This window comes from Streptomyces sp. NPDC037410 (assembly GCF_055602235.1).
Window position 1 is genome coordinate 32,957 of the sequence record NZ_JBVJWR010000016.1, and the last position, 16,862, is coordinate 49,818.

Here is a 16,862-nt window from a genome sequence, read left to right on the forward strand (position 1 = left end):
GTCCCAGTAGCGTACGAGCATGAAACTGACGATTCTCGGAGGCGGCGGATTCCGGGTGCCGCTGGTGTACGGCGCCCTGCTCGGCGACCAGGCCGAGGGGCGGGTCACGCACGTCACCCTGTACGACCTCGACGAGGGGCGGCTCTCGGCCATCGCGCGGGTCCTCGCCGATCAGGCGGAGGGCGTGCCGGACGCGCCGGCGGTGACGGCGACGACGGATCTGGACGAGGCGCTGCGCGGGGCGGACTTCGTGTTCTCGGCGATCCGGGTCGGCGGTCTTGAGGGCAGGGCGGCCGACGAGCGGATCGCGCTCGCCGAGGGCGTGCTCGGCCAGGAGACGGTGGGCGCGGGCGGCATCGCGTACGGCCTGCGGACCGTGCCCGTGGCCGTACGGATCGCCGGGAGGATCGCCGAACTCGCCCCCGACGCCTGGGTCATCAACTTCACCAACCCGGCCGGCCTGGTCACGGAGGCGATGTCCCGGGTGCTCGGGGACCGGGTCGTCGGCATCTGCGACTCCCCCGTGGGCCTCGGCCGCCGGGTCGCCCGGATCCTGGGCGCGAACCCGGACGAGGCCTGGATCGACTACGTGGGCCTCAACCACCTGGGCTGGCTCCGGGGGCTGCGGGTCGGCGGACAGGACGTGCTGCCGCGGCTGCTCGCCGACGAGGAGGCGCTGGGCTCGTTCGAGGAGGGCCGGCTCTTCGGCCCGGAATGGCTGCGCTCGCTCGGCGCGATCCCCAACGAGTACCTGCACTACTACTACTTCAACCGGGAGGCGGTGCACGCCTACCGGACGGCCGAGCGGACGCGCGGGGCGTATCTGCGGGACCAGCAGGGCGCGTTCTACGAGGAGATGGCCAAGCCCGGCACCCCGGCCCTCGACGCCTGGCACCGCACGCTCGCGGACCGCGAGGCCACCTACATGGCCGCGAACCGGGAGGCCGCCGGGATCGGGGAGCGCGACGAGGAGGACCTGGAGTCGGGCGGCTACGAGAAGGTGGCGCTCGCGCTGATGCGGGCGATCGCCCGGGACGAGCGGACCACGCTGATCCTCAACGTGCGCAACGGCTCGACGCTGTCCGTGCTCGACGCGGACGCGGTGATCGAGGTGCCGTGCTTCGTGGACGCGAACGGCGCCCACCCGGTGTCGGTGGCCCCGCTGCCGTACCACGCCGTCGCTCTGGTGACCGCGGTGAAGGCGGTGGAGCGCGAGGTCCTCGCGGCGGTGGAGAGCGGCTCGCGGGCGACGGCCGTCAAGGCCTTCGCACTGCACCCCCTGGTGGACTCGGTGGCGGTCGCCCGCCGTCTGGTGGAGGGCTACACGGCGAAGCACCCGGGCCTGGCCTGGCTGCGACACTGAGATGACCGGCCGGCGAACGGACGGCTGACGAACACCTTTACGAGGTCGGGGGCGCGGCCTAGGCTCGCGCCCCATGACCTCACAGCGCAAGGGAGTTCGGCGTGCCGTGGCCCGGTTCGCCGCGGTCTGTCTGCTGGCCGCCGGCCTGGTGGGAACCACACAGGCGGCGGCCGAGACACCCACGTCCGGCGAGGGGCCGGTCGTCGTCCCCGTGCAGACCACCGGGCCCGCCGACAAGCGGTTCAACCTGGTGTTCATGGGCGACGGCTACACCGCTGCGGAGATGCCGGCCTTCCGGGCGGACCTCGAACGGCATCTGAACACCCTGTGGAGCATCGAGCCCTTCGCCTCCTACCGCTCGTACGTCAACGTGTGGGCGGTGGAGGTCCCCTCCGCCGAGTCCGGCGTGGACTGCGACCCGGGCCTCACCGCGCCCGCCCGTGACACGGCGCTCGACATGGGCTTCTGGGGCGGCTGCAATCCGGACAGCGTGCAGCGGCTGCTGACCGTCGACAGCCGGAAGGCCGGCGCGCTCGCCGACCTCGTCCCCGGCACCAGCCGCGCCAACCGCCAGATCGTCGCCCTCGCGCACAGCGACACCTACGGCGGCGCGGGCGGGAGTTACGCCACGGCCTCCGGCGGCAACGCGCTCTCCTCGCTCATCACCCCGCACGAGATAGGCCATTCGCTCGGCGGCCTCCAGGACGAGTACGACTACTACGCGCGCGGCGTCCCCGGCGAGGCCTACGAAGGACCCGAACCCTCCTCGGCCCACCACACCCTCCTGACGGAGGAGCAGATGCGGGAGCAGCGGGCCAAGTGGTGGCGCTGGCTCGGCGAGGAGAGCGAGTCGGGCGGGGTCATCGGCCGCCACGAGGGCGGGATGTACAGCACGAAGGGCGTCTGGCGCCCGAGCCGGCACTCCCTGATGAAGACCCTCGGCTACGCCTTCGACCAGGTGGAGCGCGAGGTGATGGTGCGGGCGATCTCGGCGAAGGTGGACCTGGTCCAGGACCACACCCCGGACGCGGCGCCGATCGGGGCGGACCGCACGGTGTGGGTGGACACCCTGCACCCGGTGGGCGGCGCGCTCGCCGTGACCTGGAGGCTGGACGGGCGGACGCTCGACACCCGGGGCGCCCGCACCGTCGACCTGCGCGGGCAGCGGGTCTCCCCCGGTACGCACACCCTGACGGCGACGGTCACCGACCCGACGCCCTTCGTCCGCGACCCGGCGGTCCGCGCCTCGGCGGCGCTCACCCGGACCGTCAGCTGGACGGTGGACCCCTCGCTGACCACCGTGCGGGGTCCGGAGGTTCCCTCGTTCACCGGGTCCACCCCGACCGGGTCCCCCGTCGGCGCCCGGAGCGTCGTCCACGCGGACACCACGCACGCGGTGGACGGCACGCCCGCCGTGCACTGGCGTCTGGACGGGCGGCCGGTCGCGACGTACGGCCGCGATGACCGTGATCTGGACCTGCGGGCGCTGCGGGTCGCGCCCGGGACGCACACGCTCACGGCCCGTCTCGCGGGCACGGACGAGGAGGTGAGCTGGACGGTGGACGCGCGCCCGGCGACGGCCGCGTACGAGCTGTCCGAGCCGCTGCGGACGGTACGGCGTCCCGGGCGGCCGGTGGAGTACGTCTACGACGGGGCGTTCACGATGCGGCTGACCGCGCGGGACGACCGGGAGGGCGCCGTGGTGAGCCAGTTCCGGGTCGACGGCGACGGCTGGTACACGTACTACGGCTGGCCGACGGACGCCGACGCGCCGTTCCGCTTCTCGCCGGGCGGCACGGTGATCGACGACCTCGTGTACGGGAAGCTGGGCCGGAGCCGGGCGGTGCCGTGGGACGACGCCACCCCGGACTACGGCACGCACACCGTCGAGTACCGCACGATCGACGCGGCCGGCAACGTCGGCCCGGCGCGGAGCTTCCTGGTGACGCTGGTGCAGCGGTAGCACGAAGGGGGCCCGTCGGCGGGCCCCCTTGTCGTAGTCCTGCTCGGGGTCAGGGCTTGCGGGCCACCGCGGCCCACCCCGGGATGGGGTCGTCGCCCTGGACCGGGACGGGCTCGCCCAGCTCCGGGTGCCATTCGGCGGTGAGCGAGACCCCGGGCTCGACGAACTCGAGGCCGTCGAAGAACGCGGCCAGCTCGTCGCGCGAGCGGGGCCGCAGGGTCAGCCCGCGCGCCTTGTACATGGCGGCCGCCTTCGCCGCGCCCTCGGGGTCGAAGTCCCCGGTGACGTGGGAGAGGACGAGATAGCTGCCCGGCGCGAGCTTGTCGACGATCTTGGAGACCAGTTCGTACGCGCCGTCCTCGTCCCCCACGAAGTGCAGCAGGGCGAGCATCGACAGCGCGATGGGCTGGTCGAAGTCAAGGACCTTTCCGGCCCTTTCGAGGATGACCTCGGGCTCGCGGGCGTCCGCCTGGATGTACTCGGTGGCCCCTTCCGGGGTCGAGCGCAGCAGGGCGGCCGCGTGCGCGAGCACGATCGGGTCGTTGTCGCAGTAGACGATGCGGGACTCCGGCGCGGCCTCCTGCGCGATCTGGTGCAGGTTGGGCTCGGTCGGGATGCCCGTGCCGACGTCCAGGTACTGGCGGACGCCGTGGGCGCTGAGCCAGCGGATGGCGCGGTGCATGAAGGCCCGGTTGACGCGGGCCATGTCGCGGCCCCGGGCGTCGACGGTGAGGAGCTGACGGGCCATCGCCTCGTCGACCGGGTAGTTGTCCTTGCCGCCCAGGAACCAGTCGTACATGCGCGCCGGATGCGGCTTGCTGGTGTCGATCCGTACGGATGCGGGTTCCTGGGTCATCGGCTCTCCTGGTCGGGATGAACGGGTGGCACTGAAACAAGAGTTACGCGATGGTAGGGGTGAGGCGGAAGGTTCAGGTCAGCAGAAAGTCAGCCTGACCTGATTTCGCGCCCTGGATGAAAGCGGCGATCTCCCCGTGGGTGTAGATGAGCGCTGGTCCTTCAGGGTCTGCGGACTGTCGCACGGCGACTCTGCCGTCGGCCAGCTTCATGGCCTCCACGCAGTTGCCCCCGTTCCCGCCGCTCCAGGGCTTGTGCCAACCCTCGGCACCGAGCTCTGCGGCGGGCATGCCGTTGTATATGCGATCCATTCACAGCTCCTTGCGGAGATTCCGGAGAATCTCCTTCGTGCGTTGTGCAGTCGCGGCCTGCGCCGCCATGCGGTCCATGACCTCCAGGTGGGACGCCACCTCGGGACGCGCGTCGAGATAGACGGCGCCGGTCAGGTACTCGCTGTAGACCATGTCCGGGAGTTCGGGCATGGCGAAGCGGAAGAGGACGAACGGCCCGTAGGTGCCCGGATGGTGGCCGGTCGCGAACTCCGCGATCTGCAGGGTGACGTTCGGCAGCTCGGACGCTTCGAGCAGCCGGTCGAGCTGGTCGCGCATCACCTCGGGCCCGTCACCGACCGGCCGGCGGAACACCGTCTCGTCCATGATCACCCAGAGCTTGGGGGCGTCGTCCCTGGTCAGCAGGGACTGGCGCTCCATCCGCAGGGCTACATGCCGAGCGATGTCCTCTTCCCGGGCGGCGTCGTCGCCGCCGCCGACCGCCCCGCTGCGCAGAATGGCGCGGGCGTACCCCTCGGTCTGGAGCAGACCGGGGACGAACTGGGGTTCATAGGCGCGGATGAGGCTCGCCGCCCCCTCCAGGCTGACGTACATGGAGAACCAGCCGGGCAGCACGTCGTGGAACCGCTGCCACCAGCCGGGGAGGTTGGCCTCCTCCGCGAGGGCGACGAAGCCCTCCGCCTCGGAGTCCGTGATCCCGTACTCCTTCAACAGGAGCTGTACGTACGGAATCTTCAGCGCGACCTCGGCGGTCTCCATCCGCCGGACGGTGGCCGGGGCCACCCGGAGGATCTTCGCGGCCTCCTCCCGCTTCATGCCGGCCCGCTCGCGCAGGTCCTGCAGACGCTTTCCGAGGACGACCTGTCCCACTGTCGGGGCGGACCGCGGCTCGCTCACTTCAGACCTCCCCGACGCGCTGTTTCGACGAGTGTGCCATGAAGCCCGGCCAGAGAGAACACGGCACTCTGCAATTTTCAGAGTGCCCCTTGCCAAGTGTCCGAAGCAGGAGGACAGTGTTCCGGTGAACCAGTACACGCTGCCGCCGTGCGCCACCGCGCCACGGCGACAGCGCCGTACGGCAGTCCTGCCCACTGTTGTGAGGAACCGGTCGTGGCTTCTGGTAACGCGCAGCCCTCAGGTCTCATGAGCCCTGCAGCCCCTCGGGTCATGGCCCAGCGCCCACCGCAGCACACCGATCCCGTCCGCCGTTTCGCCTTCGAGCTCCCGGCCCTCACCTCCTCCGTCGCCCGCGCCCGCAGGCTCGCGGAGGAGCGGCTCATCCTCTGGGGCTGCGGCCCCCAGATACGCGACACCGTCGCCCTCGTCGTCTCCGAACTCGTCACCAACGCCGTCGTGCACACCGCGAGCGCCCGCGTCGTCTGCGAACTCCGCGAGGGCGAGGACACCCTGCGCATAGCCGTACGCGACGAGGGCGGCCCCGCCGGACCGCGGATACGCGACTGCGGCGAGGAGGAACGCGGCCGCGGACTCCTCATCGTCGACGCGCTCTGCACCGCCTGGGGCGCCGACCGCACGGGCCTCGGCACGGCGCAGGTCGTCTGGGCGGAACTCGCCCACGGCATGGGGGAACCGTGCTGAGGTCGATCCGCATCCTCCCGCGTGCCTTCCGGCCGCTCGAAGCCTCCGTACCGGCCCCGCGCCGCCCACCGGACTCCGCCCGGGGCGCGCACGGGCTCGGCGCCACCCGCCTCACCGTGCCCGTCGGGCTGCACACGGGCCTCGGCTGCGACGCCGTCGGCGTCCCCGCCCGCTTCGGCTTCAAGATCCTCTCCCGGCTCCCGGCCAAGGGCTGCGTGTACGCCGACTCCGACTGGTGGTGGTGGCTCGTCCCCGCCGGCTCCGACCACGACGTCACCTGGCCGCTGCCCGCCTGCTACGCGCGCGGCGCCGAGATCCCGGACCGCGGCCCGCGCCTCATCCACCACCCCGACGGCACCTCCCCCTACACGCCGCCGATCCCCCTCTACCTCCTCGTCTGCCAGCTGACGGGCATCGCACCGTCCTGGTCGGCCCCGCCGGTGACCACGACGCTCTGACGAGCACGGGCCCCGACGCCCTAGGCTCGGTGCCATGTTCACCCCGCAGGGTCCCAGCCTCCGCGAGCTGACCGTCCAGGCCCTCTCCTCGGTCGAGCACGGCTACGACCTGCTCGCGACCAAGTTCGACGCGACCCCCTTCCGCACCTCCGACCGTCTCCTCGGCGCCGTCGCCGACACCCTGGAGACCCTCGGCCCCTTCGATTCCGGCCTCGACGTCTGCTGCGGCACCGGCGCCGGTCTCGGCGTCCTCCGCTCGGTCTGCGCGGGCCGGATCACGGGCGTCGACTTCAGTACGGGCATGCTGGCCCGGGCCCGCGGCGCCCACCCGACCGCCGACCTGGTCCGTGCCGACGCCCTGGCCCTCCCCTTCGCGCCGGCCTTCGACCTGGCGGTCAGCTTCGGCGCCTTCGGCCACTTCCTCCCGGACGACCAGCGCACCCTCTTCGCGCAGGTCCACGCCGCCTTGCGCCCGGGCGGCACCTTCGCCTTCCCGCTCCCCGCCCCGCCACCGGTCGGCTCCCGGCTCTACTGGACCCTGTGGGGCTTCGACGCGGCGATGCGCGTCAGGAACGCCGTCTGGCGCCCGTCGTTCGTCATGTACTACCGCACCTTCCGCCTCGCGGACGTCCGCGCCCGCCTGGAGGAGTCGGGCTTCGGCGTCTCCCTCGTCCCGGTCGAGGCCCTGGGCCGCCGGGAGGACGGCAGCCCGCACTGCAGGCTGGTGGTGGCGCGGAAAAGCACTGGGTGAGGCCGCACGCCCGTGACCGTGCGGCCTCGCGGCGGTCAGGCCTTCTTGACCACGCTCGACTTGAGCTGCATGGCGCCGAAGCCGTCGATGCGGCAGTCGATGTCGTGGCCGTCCACGCCGTCGACGAGGCGGATGTTGCGGACCTTGGTGCCGGCCTTGATGCCGGAGGGGTTGCCCTTGACCTTGAGGGCCTTCACGACGGTCACGGTGTCGCCGTCGTTCAGGACGTTGCCGACGGCATCCTTGATGACACGCTCACCGGGGGCGTCGGCAGCGGCCGCCTCGGAGGGGACCCATTCGTGGGCGCATTCCGGGCACACGACCAGACCGTTCATCTCGTACGTGTACTCGCAGGAGCACTCGGGGCAAGGGGGAAGATTCTCGTTCATTCAGCCAGGATAAGCGTCGCTTGTGGCTGTGACCTCGGGCGATGCTTTCCGGGAGGAAAACGAGAAGTGCCGGTCGATTCGAGATCGACCGGCACTTTCCGTGGTGTCCGAGGGGGGACTTGAACCCCCACGCCCGATAAAGGGCACTAGCACCTCAAGCTAGCGCGTCTGCCATTCCGCCACCCGGACCAGGTGATTGTCGTTCCGGGGTTTCCCCCGCGGCGACAGAGATAACTGTACCAGGCGTTCGAGGCGCCTTTCACCAGCGTTTCCCGTGGTCAGTGGGTGGGAGCCCGGCGCCCCCCGACGCCGGCTCCGTGCTGCCACCCTGACGACCGCGGCGCGGTCCAGGCCAATCCCCTGGCCGGAATCCGTCAGGTCGTGGGCGGTCGGCGCACTTCGGCCAGACGGGCCGAGACCACCACGTTGCCCGCGTAGCCGCCCTCCTCGGTGAAGGTGCCGCCGCAGGTGATCAGCCGCAGTTCGGGGACCCCGGCGTCGCCGTAGACCCGCTCGGCGGGGAAGCCCTCCTTGGGGACGACCTCGACCCCGTACACCGCGAAGACGGCGGTCGTGCCGTCGCGGCGGACGATCTCGACGCGGTGGCCCTTGGCGAGGGCGCCGAGGTCGTAGAAGACGGCCCGGCCGTTCGGGGTGTCGACATGGCCGACGACGACGGCCGTGCCGCGCTCGCCGGGCGTGACCGCGCCGGTGAACCAGCCCGCGAGCCGGTCGTCCTCGGGCGACGGGGCCTCGATCCAGCCGTCGGCGTCCAGCCCGACCTCGGTGACCGGCGCGTCGATGCGGACGGCGGGGACGCGGACCCGCACCGGGGGCGAGGCGGGCAGCGGGGCCGGTACGGGCACGGGGGCGAGCGCGGCGAGTCCGGCGCGGGTCCCGTCGGGGGCGGCCGCGGCGAGGGGCTGCGGCGGGCCGTCGGCCCCGGACGCCCCCGTACCGCCGCGCACGAGGTGCACGCCGATGAGGAGGACGACGGCGATGACGCCCCAGGCACCACGCCGTCCGGTACCGGTGCCGTGGCCGCCGCCGGTGTCCCGTGGGCGTTCGGTGTCCCGCGCGCCGCCCGTGCCGTCCGACCGCCCCACGCCCGCCCTCCCTCCTCCGTGTTCCGCACGTGTTGGCGCCCCTCCGCCCCGGACCTCGTCACACCGGGGCGGAGGGGCCGTTTCAGGCGCGGCCGTCGGCGCGGCGGCGGGTGAGCACGACGGCGGCGCCGAGTGCTCCGGCGATGAGCAGGACGCCCGTGACCACCTCGGTGGCGCCGAGCCCCTCTGTAGCCGCGCCGGAGGCGGCGGTGCCGTAGCCGGCCTTCACGCCCTTGACGGCTCCGGTGTGCGTCGTGCCGGTGTCGTGCCCGGTGTTCCCGCCGGTGTCACCGCCGGCGATGGTGAGCGGGGTGGTGCCGCGCTCGCCCTTGCAGTCGAAGGTGATCTCGACCTGGCTGCCGGCCTTGGCGTCGACGTCCACGGTCGCGGTGCCGGGGCGGCCCTCGTTGAGGGTCACGGTCTCGAACACGGTCGAGGTGACGGTCACGGAGGGCACTTCGCAGCCGTCGGACGTCAGGGTGACGGTGCCGCCGGGGGCGATCGTCGCGGGGGTGACGGAGAAGCCGAACGACGTGATGTCGTGGTTGCCGTCGTCGGCCAGGGCCAGGGGCGCGACCGACACGACGGCGACGGCGCTGAGCAGGGCGGCGGAAGCGGCACGTATCGCGCGCATGGCGGTCCTCCAGATCGGGCGAGGGCCCGGACGCGGAGCGATTCCGCGTCCGGAAGGGGACGACCCCCACCGCGATCGAAGCTAGGTCCGCCCCCGGCGCGCCGCCACGGGGGCTCCGCCGAACGGGGCACGGCGGCCCCGAGGACTACGGGACGCGGATGACCTGTCCGGCGTACGAGAGGTTGCCGCCGAAGCCGAAGAGGAGGACCGGGGCGCCGGAGGTGAGTTCGCCGCGTTCGACCAGCTTGGACAGGGCGAGCGGGATGGAGGCGGCCGAGGTGTTGCCGGAGTCGACGACGTCACGGGCGACGACGGCGTTGACGGCGCCGATCTTCGCGGCGAGCGGCTCGATGATCCGCAGGTTGGCCTGGTGGAGGACGACGCCCGCGAGGTCCTCGGGGGTGATGCCGGAGCGCTCGCAGGTCTTCCGGGCGAGCGCGGGCAGCTGCTGGGTGGCCCAGCGGTAGACCGACTGGCCCTCCTGGGCGAAGCGGGGCGGGGTGCCCTCGATGCGGACGGCGTTGCCCATCTCCGGGACCGAGCCCCACAGGACCGGGCCGATGGCGCCCTCGTCGGTCTCCACCGCCTCGACGATCGCGGCGCCGGCCCCGTCACCCGTGAGGACGCAGGTGGTGCGGTCGGTCCAGTCGGTGATCTCGGTCATCTTGTCGGCGCCGATGACGAGGGCGCGGCGGGCCGCCCCGGCCCGGACCGCGTGGTCGGCGGTGGCGAGCGCGTGGGTGAAGCCGGCGCAGACCACGTTGAGGTCCATGGTGGCGGGCGAGCCCATGCCGAGGCGGGCGGCGACCCGGGCGGCGGTGTTGGGCGAGCGGTCGATCGCGGTGGAGGTGGCGACGAGGACGAGGTCGATGTCGCCGGGGGTGAGGCCGGCGTGGGCGAGGGCCTTGCCGGCCGCGTGGGCGGCGAGCTCGTCGACGGGCTCGTCGGGCCCGGCGACGTGCCGGGTGCGGATGCCGACCCGGCTGAGGATCCATTCGTCGCTCGTGTCGACCAGCTCGGCCAGGTCGTGGTTGGTCAGCACCTTGGCGGGCTGGTAGTGCCCGAGCGCGGCAATGCGAGTGCCCGTCATTCTCGGGACCCCCTAGGTGGTTCGTTCGTCCGGCAGGATGTCCCAGTGTTGTCAGCGACTGATCAGTAACGGGTGACGTAAACCACCAACATTCCCCCGTATCGCTTGGCCGACCGTGACAAGGCCCCGGGCGGGGCACGGCTCCCCCGCCCGGCCCCGGACGTGCGTTCGGCGGAGGAGTGTGACGGAGAATGGGGGCCGTCAGGGCCTTCCCGGCCTTCCCCGCGGAGAGAATCGAGTGCGTCACGATGGGACGGGTCACCGAGCGACGGCGTGTCCTGCGGATCCGGGGCGGTGCGGTCAACACCCGGCCCGACACCCTGGTGGCGGAGGAGCCGCTGGAGATCCGGCTGAACGGACGCCCGATCGCGATCACCATGCGCACGCCGGGCGACGACTTCGCACTCGCGGCGGGGTTCCTGGTGAGCGAGGGCGTCCTGGCGGCGGCCTCGGACGTGCGGAACATCGTGTACTGCGCGGGGGCCACGGAGGACGGCCGGAACACGTACAACGTGGTGGACGTGCAGCTGGCCCCCGGCGTGAAGGTCCCGGACATCTCGCTTGAGCGCAACGTCTACACGACGTCCTCGTGCGGGCTGTGCGGCAAGGCCAGCCTGGACGCGGTCCGCACCACGGCCCGCTTCCCGATCGCCGACACTCCCCCGCTGCGGATCGCCCCCGAACTGCTTTCCCTGCTCCCGGAGCGGCTGCGCGCGGCGCAGAAGGTCTTCGAGTCGACAGGCGGGCTGCACGCGGCGGCGCTGTTCACGGAGGACGGCGAGCTGCTCGACGTCAAGGAGGACGTGGGCCGGCACAACGCCGTGGACAAGCTGGTCGGACGTGCGCTGCGGGAGGGACTGCTGCCGCTGGAGCGGGCGGTGCTGCTCGTGTCGGGGCGGGCCTCGTTCGAGCTGGCGCAGAAGGCCGTGATGGCGGGGATCCCGGTGCTCGCCGCGGTGTCCGCGCCGTCCTCGCTCGCCGTGGACCTGGCCGCCGAGACGGGCCTGACCCTGGTCGGCTTCCTGCGCGGGCCGGACATGAACGTGTACGCGGGCGAGCACCGGATCGCCGTATAGCCACTCTCGGTTCCGTGGCCGTGGGGCCGTCCTCAGTTCTTCGGCGGGTCGATCATCTGGAGGGTGAGGGTGGCCGGCGGCGGGGCGATGCCGGGGCCGCCCGCGGCCGTCCAGGCGAGGATGTCGTCGAGGCAGTCCTCGTCCAGGGTGAAGCCGACCCAGGCCGCGCGCCCGCCGCGCCGCCGGCCCTCGGTGGAGGGCTGGACCACGACGACGTTCGCCTGTGCGCAGGGGCCGAGGCAGTCGCTCGTACGGACGGCCAGGCGGCCGCCGGACGCCGCGGCGGCCTCGCGGAGGCGGGCGAGCTGCCCGGCGTGGTCGGTGCCGGGGTTCTTGCGGTCGTCGCCGCAGCAGCAGCCGCGGCAGACGACCAGGGAGCAGGGGCGGGCCCCGTACCGTATCGGCACCCGGGTCACTCGGGGCCGTCCAGGGTGATCGCGGGGACGGGGGCGACCGTGCCGAGGCGCGGGAAGTCGAGGTCGACGGAGGCCCGGTGCTCGTCGGCGGTGAGGGCGGCCATGGCGTCCTCGGCGAAGACGAGGTCGTAGCCCAGGTCGCAGGCGGCGCGCGCGGTGGACTCGACGCCGAGGTTGGTGGCGATGCCGCCGAGGACCAGGGTGGTGGCGCCGAGTCCGGCGAGCAGCTCGTGGAGTCCGGTGTCCTGGAAGCCGCCGATGGTGCGCTTGACGACGACCGGGTCGCCGTCGCGGACGAGGTCGGGGACGAGCTCGCTGCCGGGCGGCTGGGTGTCGACGTTCGGCCGCTCGACCCGGATGTGGACGACGGGCGCGCCGGCGGCCCGGAAGGTGTCGGCGAGCCGGGCGGAGGCGGCGAGGACGTCGGTGCCGGGGCGGGGGGCGAGGGGCAGCGCGACGATGCGTTCCATCAGGTCGACGAGGACGAGTGCGGTGCTGCCGGGATCGAGTGCGGGCAGATCGTGAGCGGGCATGGGAGCACCGTAGCGGCCCGGTTGATCATCGCGGGCGGGCCGAGGGTGTGATCCGGCCGACGGAGGGGGCGTAGGGGGGCAGCGTCACGCATCGCCCGGTGTCGGGGCCACTGATGCGCGTACGGCTTCCGATGCCGTGGGCTCGTCCGTCGGCTCCTGGTCGGCGGCGCGGCGCTTGGCGATGACCGCGCAGACCATCAGCTGCATCTGGTGGAAGAGCATCAGCGGGAGCACCGCGAGGGAGGCCTGCGGGCCGAAGAGGACGCTCGCCATCGGCAGCCCGGCCGCGAGGCTCTTCTTGGAGCCGGCGAACTGGATCGCGATCCGGTCGGCCCGGTCGAAGCCGAGGCGCCCGGCCCCGTACCAGGTCACGGCCAGCATCACCGCGAGGAGCACGGCCTCGACGGCGAGCAGCAGACCGAGCCGGGCGGGGGTCACGAGGTGCCAGATGCCGGCGACCATGCCCTGGCTGAAGGCGGTGTAGACGACGAGGAGGATCGATCCCCGGTCGACGTACCCGAGGACCTTCTTGTGGCGGAGGAGGAGCCCTCCGACCCAGCGGCGCAGGAACTGCCCGGCCAGGAACGGCACGAGGAGCTGGAGCACGATCTTCAGGAGCGCGTCGGCGGACAGGCCGCCCGCGCTGTCGCCGAGGAGCAGTGCGGCGAGCAGCGGGGTGAGGACGATGCCGGCGAGCGAGGAGAACGAGCCCGCGCAGATCGCGGCGGGCACGTTGCCCCGGGCGATCGAGGTGAACGCGATGGAGGACTGGATGGTGGACGGCACCAGGCAGAGGAAGAGGAGGCCGCCGTAGAGCTGGGGGGTGAGGACCGCGGGGACGAGGCCGCGCGCGGCGAGGCCGAGGAGCGGGAAGAGCAGGAAGGTGGCGCCGAGGACGGTGAGGTGGAGCCGCCAGTGCCGGAGGCCGTCGAGCGCCTCGCTGGTGGAGAGCCGGGCCCCGTAGAGGAAGAAGAGGAGGGCGACGGCCCCGGTCGACGCGCCTTCCGTGAAGGTCGCGGCGGCCCCGGAGGCGGGGAGGAGCGCGGCGAGGGCGACCGTGCCGAGCAGCGCGAGGACGTACCCGTCGACGGGTATCCGGGACGGCGGGCGAAGGGGGCGGCGCGCGGTGCGGCCGGGCGTACGGGGGGTCATGGGCTCCACTGCTCTGCTGGGGGGTCGCGCACGTCCATCCTGCTCCACCGGCCGGTGATCGGGAATCCCGTACAGCACTCTGACTGTCATCGTGTTCCGCGATAACGTCGAGGGGTGTACGAGCCCACCCAGCTGCGCACCTTCCTCGCCGTGGCCCAGACGCTGAGCTTCACGCGGGCAGCGGACCGCCTCGGCCTTCGCCAGTCGACCGTCAGCCAGCACGTGCGGCGCCTGGAGGAGGCGACGGGCCGTCCGCTGTTCGCCCGGGACACGCACCGCGTGGAGCTGACGGAGGACGGCGAGGCGATGCTCGGTTTCGCCCGCACGATCCTCCAGGCCCACGAGCGGGCGGCGGCCTTCTTCGGCGGGACGCGGCTGCGGGGGCGGCTGCGGTTCGGGGCGTCCGAGGACTTCGTGACGACCCGGCTGCCGGAGATCCTGGAGTCCTTCCGGCGCGAGCACCCCGAGGTCGACCTGGAGCTGACGGTCGAGCTGTCCGGGACGCTCCAGGCCCGGCTCGCGGCCGGCCGGCTCGATCTGATCCTGGCCAAGCGGCGCGGGGCCGAGAGCGAGGGCCGGCTCGTCTGGGAGGACACGCTCATCTGGATCGGCGCGCCGGGGCTGCGGCTCGATCCGGAGCGGCCGGTGCCGCTGATCCTGTACCCGCCGCCGGGGATCACCCGGGCGCGGGCGCTCGAGGCCCTGGAGGCGCAGGGGAGGGCGTGGCGGATCGCCTGTACGAGTTCCAGCCTGAGCGCGAACGTGGCGGCGGCCCGGGCGGGGCTCGGGGTGATGGCGCACACGCGGGGCCTGGTGCCGCCGGGGCTCGTCCCGGTGCCGGTCCGCGCGGGGCTCCCGGAGCTCGGGGACGTGGGCTTCGTACTGCGCAAGGGGCGCCGGGGCGGGGAGACCCAGGAGGCGGCGGACGCCCTCGCGGAGGCGATCCTGGCGGGCGGCGACCGACTGCACCGGCCGCGCTGAGCGGGGAGGCCGGGGCTCAGCACCGGCCGCGCTGAGCGGGGGCGACCCGGCGAACCCGGTGGGTGGCGAGAAGGCGCCGGCCCGGTGCTTCGGGGGCGGGGGCGTGAGTGGTCGGTACAGATTCCGTGGAGATTCGCTCCCGGAGGGCCTACTGGCCGGTCAGTAACCGCCCCGTGATCCCCTCCACTTGGCCGCCTCACCTGCCCTGACCTGTACGAACACGGAATGTCGCGGCTTGGTGAAGGACCTCCCACCGGCCGGTCGGGTGGGGTACCGTCACCCGCGCCGTACGGAGCGCGACAACGGGCTTTTCCAGCCACCGAGCCGTCGAGGAGCAGGTCAGTGCGCGAGTTCACCGTGCCGCCCGTCGAGGCGGCGCCTCAGGTCGGCGGTCTGGCGGACGCCGTGTTCGACCACGCCCTCGCCGACCCGGACCGGATCGCCTTCGGCCGGAAGGGCCCGGACGGGCAGTGGCACGACGTGACCGCCGCGCGGTTCCGGGACGAGGTCGTGGGCCTCGCGAAGGGGCTGGTCGCGGAGGGCGTGCGGTTCGGCGACCGGGTCGCGATCATGGCCAGGACCCGGTACGAGTGGACGCTGTTCGACTTCGCGCTGTGGACGCTGGGCGCCCAGCCCGTGCCGGTCTATCCGACCTCCTCCGCCGAGCAGGTCTACTGGATGCTGCACGACGCCGAGGTCACCGCCTGCGTCGTGGAGCACGAGGACCACGCGATGACGATCGGCTCGGTGATCGACCGGCTCCCCCGGCTCCAGCGGCTGTGGCAGCTGGACGCGGGCGCGGTGGGCGAGCTGACGGCGGCGGGCGAGGGGATCGACGAGGAGGTCCTGCACCGGCACCGGCGGGCGGTGACCCCGGAGACGATCGCGACGGTCATCTACACCTCGGGGACGACCGGCCGCCCCAAGGGCTGTGTGATCACCCACGCGAACCTGATGTTCGAGACGGACATGGTGATGGGCCGCTGGGAGCCGGTGTTCCGCTCGCGGCCCGACGAGCAGGCCTCGACGCTGCTGTTCCTGCCGCTCGCGCACGTCTTCGGGCGCATGGTGGAGGTCGCGGCGGTCCGCGGCGGGGTGAAGCTGGGGCACCAGCCGGTGATGGCGGCGGCCGAGCTGCTCCCCGACCTGGTGGCGTTCCGGCCGAGTTTCGTCCTGGCCGTGCCGTACGTCTTCGAGAAGGTCTTCCACGCGGCCCGCCGCAAGGCGGAGGGCGAAGGGAAGGCCGGCCCCTTCGACAAGGCCGTCGAGGTGGCCGTCGCCTACGCGGAGGCGCTGGAGCAGAAGGCCTTCGGGACCGGTCCGGGGCCGTCGGCGGCGCTGCGCGTGCAGCACCAGTTCTTCGAGAAGACGGTCTACGTCAAGGTGCGCGCGGCCCTGGGCGGGCGGGTGCGGCACGCGATGTCGGGCGGCTCGGCCATGGACCGCCGCCAGGGGCTGTTCTTCGCGGGCGCGGGGATCACGGTCTTCGAGGGGTACGGCCTGACGGAGTCCTCGGCGGCCGCCACGGCGAACCCGCCCGGGCGGACGAAGTACGGCACGGTGGGCCAGCCGGTCCCGGGGACGACGGTCCACATCGCGGAGGACGGCGAGGTGTGGCTGCACGGCGGCCAGGTCTTCTCCGGTTATCTGAACGCCCCGGAGGCGACGGCCGCCGTCCTCAACGACGGCTGGCTGGCCACCGGGGACCTCGGCGCCCTCGACGCGGACGGCTATCTGACGATCACCGGGCGGAAGAAGGAGATCCTGGTGACCTCGGGCGGCAAGAGCGTCTCCCCCACCGCCCTGGAGGAGCGGGTGCGGGCGCATCCGCTGATCTCCCAGTGCATCGTGGTCGGCAACGACCGGCCGTACATCGCCGCCCTCGTGACGGTCGATCAGGAGGCGGTCGAGCACTGGCTTGCGATGCAGGGGCGGGCGCCGCTCTCCCCGGCCGAGCTGGTGCGCGACCCGGCCCTGGAAACGGAGATCCGGCGCGGGGTGGTGGCGGCGAACACGCTGGTCTCGCAGGCCGAGTCGATCCGGACGTTCCGGATCCTGGCGCATCCGTTCAGCGAGGAGCACGGGCTGCTCACCCCGTCGCTGAAGCTGAAGCGGAAGGCGATCGAGCGGGCGTACGCGGCGGAGGTCGAGGCGCTGTACGGCTGACCGGCCGGTTGGAATGCGGAACGGCCCGTGGTCGTTGACG

General features: G+C 72.8%; 18 protein-coding genes and 1 tRNA gene. 8 read left to right on the forward strand and 11 right to left on the reverse strand.

Going from position 1 to position 16,862, the window contains the following annotated elements:
* Window positions 1–19 precede the first annotated feature (19 nt).
* The gene (locus tag ACZ7HT_RS25170; protein WP_471169933.1) at window positions 20–1,363 is read left to right on the forward strand and encodes a 6-phospho-beta-glucosidase; all 1,344 of its coding nucleotides are present in this window, start codon (window positions 20–22) and stop codon (window positions 1,361–1,363) included.
* Window positions 1,364–1,436: 73 nt separating this feature from the next.
* The gene (locus ACZ7HT_RS25175; RefSeq protein WP_471169936.1) at window positions 1,437–3,326 is read left to right on the forward strand and encodes a M64 family metallopeptidase; all 1,890 of its coding nucleotides are present in this window, start codon (window positions 1,437–1,439) and stop codon (window positions 3,324–3,326) included.
* A gap of 49 nt (window positions 3,327–3,375) precedes the next feature.
* Here ACZ7HT_RS25175 and ACZ7HT_RS25180 read toward each other — a convergent pair whose 3' ends face one another.
* The 3 genes from ACZ7HT_RS25180 to ACZ7HT_RS25190 form a co-directional block, all read right to left on the reverse strand.
* Window positions 3,376–4,182 carry an SAM-dependent methyltransferase gene (locus tag ACZ7HT_RS25180; RefSeq protein ID WP_352029510.1) on the reverse strand — a complete coding sequence of 269 codons (807 nt, stop codon included), beginning with the start codon at window positions 4,180–4,182 and terminating at the stop codon, window positions 3,376–3,378.
* A gap of 73 nt (window positions 4,183–4,255) precedes the next feature.
* Window positions 4,256–4,492 carry a DUF397 domain-containing protein gene (locus ACZ7HT_RS25185; protein ID WP_015037566.1) on the reverse strand — a complete coding sequence of 79 codons (237 nt, stop codon included), beginning with the start codon at window positions 4,490–4,492 and terminating at the stop codon, window positions 4,256–4,258.
* Window positions 4,493–5,368 (reverse strand): helix-turn-helix domain-containing protein, encoded by an 876-nt coding sequence (locus ACZ7HT_RS25190; protein ID WP_471169939.1) that lies wholly within the window; start codon window positions 5,366–5,368, stop codon window positions 4,493–4,495.
* Between the two features lie 270 nt (window positions 5,369–5,638).
* On the opposite strand from ACZ7HT_RS25190, the gene ACZ7HT_RS25195 reads away from it, so the two are divergent.
* The 3 genes from ACZ7HT_RS25195 to ACZ7HT_RS25205 are packed head-to-tail and all read left to right on the forward strand — an operon-like array spanning window position 5,639 to window position 7,279.
* Window positions 5,639–6,070, forward strand: coding sequence for an ATP-binding protein (locus tag ACZ7HT_RS25195; RefSeq protein WP_471169942.1), 432 nt, complete (start codon window positions 5,639–5,641; stop codon window positions 6,068–6,070).
* A complete protein-coding gene (locus ACZ7HT_RS25200; protein WP_471169945.1) occupies window positions 6,064–6,528 on the forward strand; it encodes a hypothetical protein in 465 nt (154 codons plus the stop codon). Before ACZ7HT_RS25195 ends, ACZ7HT_RS25200 begins: the two co-directional genes overlap by 7 nt.
* A 34-nt stretch (window positions 6,529–6,562) precedes the next feature.
* The gene (locus tag ACZ7HT_RS25205) at window positions 6,563–7,279 is read left to right on the forward strand and encodes a class I SAM-dependent methyltransferase (RefSeq protein ID WP_471169947.1); all 717 of its coding nucleotides are present in this window, start codon (window positions 6,563–6,565) and stop codon (window positions 7,277–7,279) included.
* A gap of 35 nt (window positions 7,280–7,314) precedes the next feature.
* On the opposite strand, the gene ACZ7HT_RS25210 is transcribed toward ACZ7HT_RS25205, so the two are convergent.
* From ACZ7HT_RS25210 to ACZ7HT_RS25230, 5 genes are all read right to left on the reverse strand, one after another.
* Window positions 7,315–7,668: a zinc ribbon domain-containing protein YjdM gene (locus tag ACZ7HT_RS25210; RefSeq protein ID WP_471169950.1), complete on the reverse strand. Its 354-nt coding sequence runs from the start codon at window positions 7,666–7,668 to the stop codon at window positions 7,315–7,317.
* 101 nt (window positions 7,669–7,769) lie between these two features.
* Window positions 7,770–7,857 (reverse strand) — tRNA-Leu (locus tag ACZ7HT_RS25215).
* Between the two features lie 185 nt (window positions 7,858–8,042).
* Window positions 8,043–8,774, reverse strand: a complete 732-nt coding sequence (locus tag ACZ7HT_RS25220; protein WP_471169953.1) for a class F sortase — start codon at window positions 8,772–8,774, stop codon at window positions 8,043–8,045.
* An 82-nt stretch (window positions 8,775–8,856) separates the two neighbouring features.
* Entirely contained in the window at window positions 8,857–9,408 is a 552-nt protein-coding gene (locus tag ACZ7HT_RS25225) for a hypothetical protein (protein ID WP_471169955.1), read from the reverse strand.
* Window positions 9,409–9,553: 145 nt separating this feature from the next.
* Window positions 9,554–10,498, reverse strand: coding sequence for a beta-ketoacyl-ACP synthase III (locus ACZ7HT_RS25230; RefSeq protein WP_471169958.1), 945 nt, complete (start codon window positions 10,496–10,498; stop codon window positions 9,554–9,556).
* A 248-nt stretch (window positions 10,499–10,746) separates the two neighbouring features.
* Here ACZ7HT_RS25230 and fdhD point away from each other — a divergent pair, with 248 nt between their 5' ends.
* Complete coding sequence (gene fdhD, locus ACZ7HT_RS25235; RefSeq protein WP_471170340.1) at window positions 10,747–11,574, forward strand: formate dehydrogenase accessory sulfurtransferase FdhD; 828 nt, start codon at window positions 10,747–10,749, stop codon at window positions 11,572–11,574.
* Between the two features lie 32 nt (window positions 11,575–11,606).
* Here the strand turns inward: fdhD and ACZ7HT_RS25240 are convergent, their stop codons facing one another.
* The 3 genes from ACZ7HT_RS25240 to ACZ7HT_RS25250 form a co-directional block, all read right to left on the reverse strand.
* On the reverse strand, window positions 11,607–11,990 hold the full coding sequence (locus ACZ7HT_RS25240) for a (2Fe-2S) ferredoxin domain-containing protein (protein WP_471169960.1): 384 nt from the start codon (window positions 11,988–11,990) through the stop codon (window positions 11,607–11,609).
* Window positions 11,987–12,523 carry an isochorismatase family protein gene (locus tag ACZ7HT_RS25245; protein ID WP_471169963.1) on the reverse strand — a complete coding sequence of 179 codons (537 nt, stop codon included), beginning with the start codon at window positions 12,521–12,523 and terminating at the stop codon, window positions 11,987–11,989. Before ACZ7HT_RS25245 ends, ACZ7HT_RS25240 begins: the two co-directional genes overlap by 4 nt.
* An 84-nt stretch (window positions 12,524–12,607) precedes the next feature.
* Window positions 12,608–13,675 carry a bile acid:sodium symporter family protein gene (locus ACZ7HT_RS25250; RefSeq protein WP_471169966.1) on the reverse strand — a complete coding sequence of 356 codons (1,068 nt, stop codon included), beginning with the start codon at window positions 13,673–13,675 and terminating at the stop codon, window positions 12,608–12,610.
* Window positions 13,676–13,789: 114 nt separating this feature from the next.
* Here ACZ7HT_RS25250 and ACZ7HT_RS25255 point away from each other — a divergent pair, with 114 nt between their 5' ends.
* Both ACZ7HT_RS25255 and ACZ7HT_RS25260 read left to right on the forward strand, forming a co-directional pair.
* The gene (locus ACZ7HT_RS25255) at window positions 13,790–14,656 is read left to right on the forward strand and encodes a LysR substrate-binding domain-containing protein (protein WP_471169969.1); all 867 of its coding nucleotides are present in this window, start codon (window positions 13,790–13,792) and stop codon (window positions 14,654–14,656) included.
* 342 nt (window positions 14,657–14,998) lie between these two features.
* Window positions 14,999–16,822, forward strand: a complete 1,824-nt coding sequence (locus ACZ7HT_RS25260; RefSeq protein ID WP_471169971.1) for an AMP-dependent synthetase/ligase — start codon at window positions 14,999–15,001, stop codon at window positions 16,820–16,822.
* The last annotated feature ends 40 nt before the right edge of the window (window positions 16,823–16,862 follow it).

Excerpts from the sequence above, each read along its gene's own strand:
- ACZ7HT_RS25180 (WP_352029510.1), bottom strand. The coding sequence starts at position 4,182 with ATGACCCAGGAACCCGCATCCGTACGGATCGACACCAGCAAGCCGCAT.
- ACZ7HT_RS25175 (WP_471169936.1), top strand. The coding sequence starts at position 1,437 with ATGACCTCACAGCGCAAGGGAGTTCGGCGTGCCGTGGCCCGGTTCGCC.
- ACZ7HT_RS25170 (WP_471169933.1), top strand. The coding sequence starts at position 20 with ATGAAACTGACGATTCTCGGAGGCGGCGGATTCCGGGTGCCGCTGGTG.
- fdhD (WP_471170340.1), top strand. The coding sequence starts at position 10,747 with ATGGGACGGGTCACCGAGCGACGGCGTGTCCTGCGGATCCGGGGCGGT.
- ACZ7HT_RS25225 (WP_471169955.1), bottom strand. The coding sequence starts at position 9,408 with ATGCGCGCGATACGTGCCGCTTCCGCCGCCCTGCTCAGCGCCGTCGCC.
- ACZ7HT_RS25185 (WP_015037566.1), bottom strand. The coding sequence starts at position 4,492 with ATGGATCGCATATACAACGGCATGCCCGCCGCAGAGCTCGGTGCCGAG.
- ACZ7HT_RS25250 (WP_471169966.1), bottom strand. The coding sequence starts at position 13,675 with ATGACCCCCCGTACGCCCGGCCGCACCGCGCGCCGCCCCCTTCGCCCG.
- ACZ7HT_RS25230 (WP_471169958.1), bottom strand. The coding sequence starts at position 10,498 with ATGACGGGCACTCGCATTGCCGCGCTCGGGCACTACCAGCCCGCCAAG.
- ACZ7HT_RS25210 (WP_471169950.1), bottom strand. The coding sequence starts at position 7,668 with ATGAACGAGAATCTTCCCCCTTGCCCCGAGTGCTCCTGCGAGTACACG.
- ACZ7HT_RS25245 (WP_471169963.1), bottom strand. The coding sequence starts at position 12,523 with ATGCCCGCTCACGATCTGCCCGCACTCGATCCCGGCAGCACCGCACTC.
- ACZ7HT_RS25205 (WP_471169947.1), top strand. The coding sequence starts at position 6,563 with ATGTTCACCCCGCAGGGTCCCAGCCTCCGCGAGCTGACCGTCCAGGCC.
- ACZ7HT_RS25195 (WP_471169942.1), top strand. The coding sequence starts at position 5,639 with ATGGCCCAGCGCCCACCGCAGCACACCGATCCCGTCCGCCGTTTCGCC.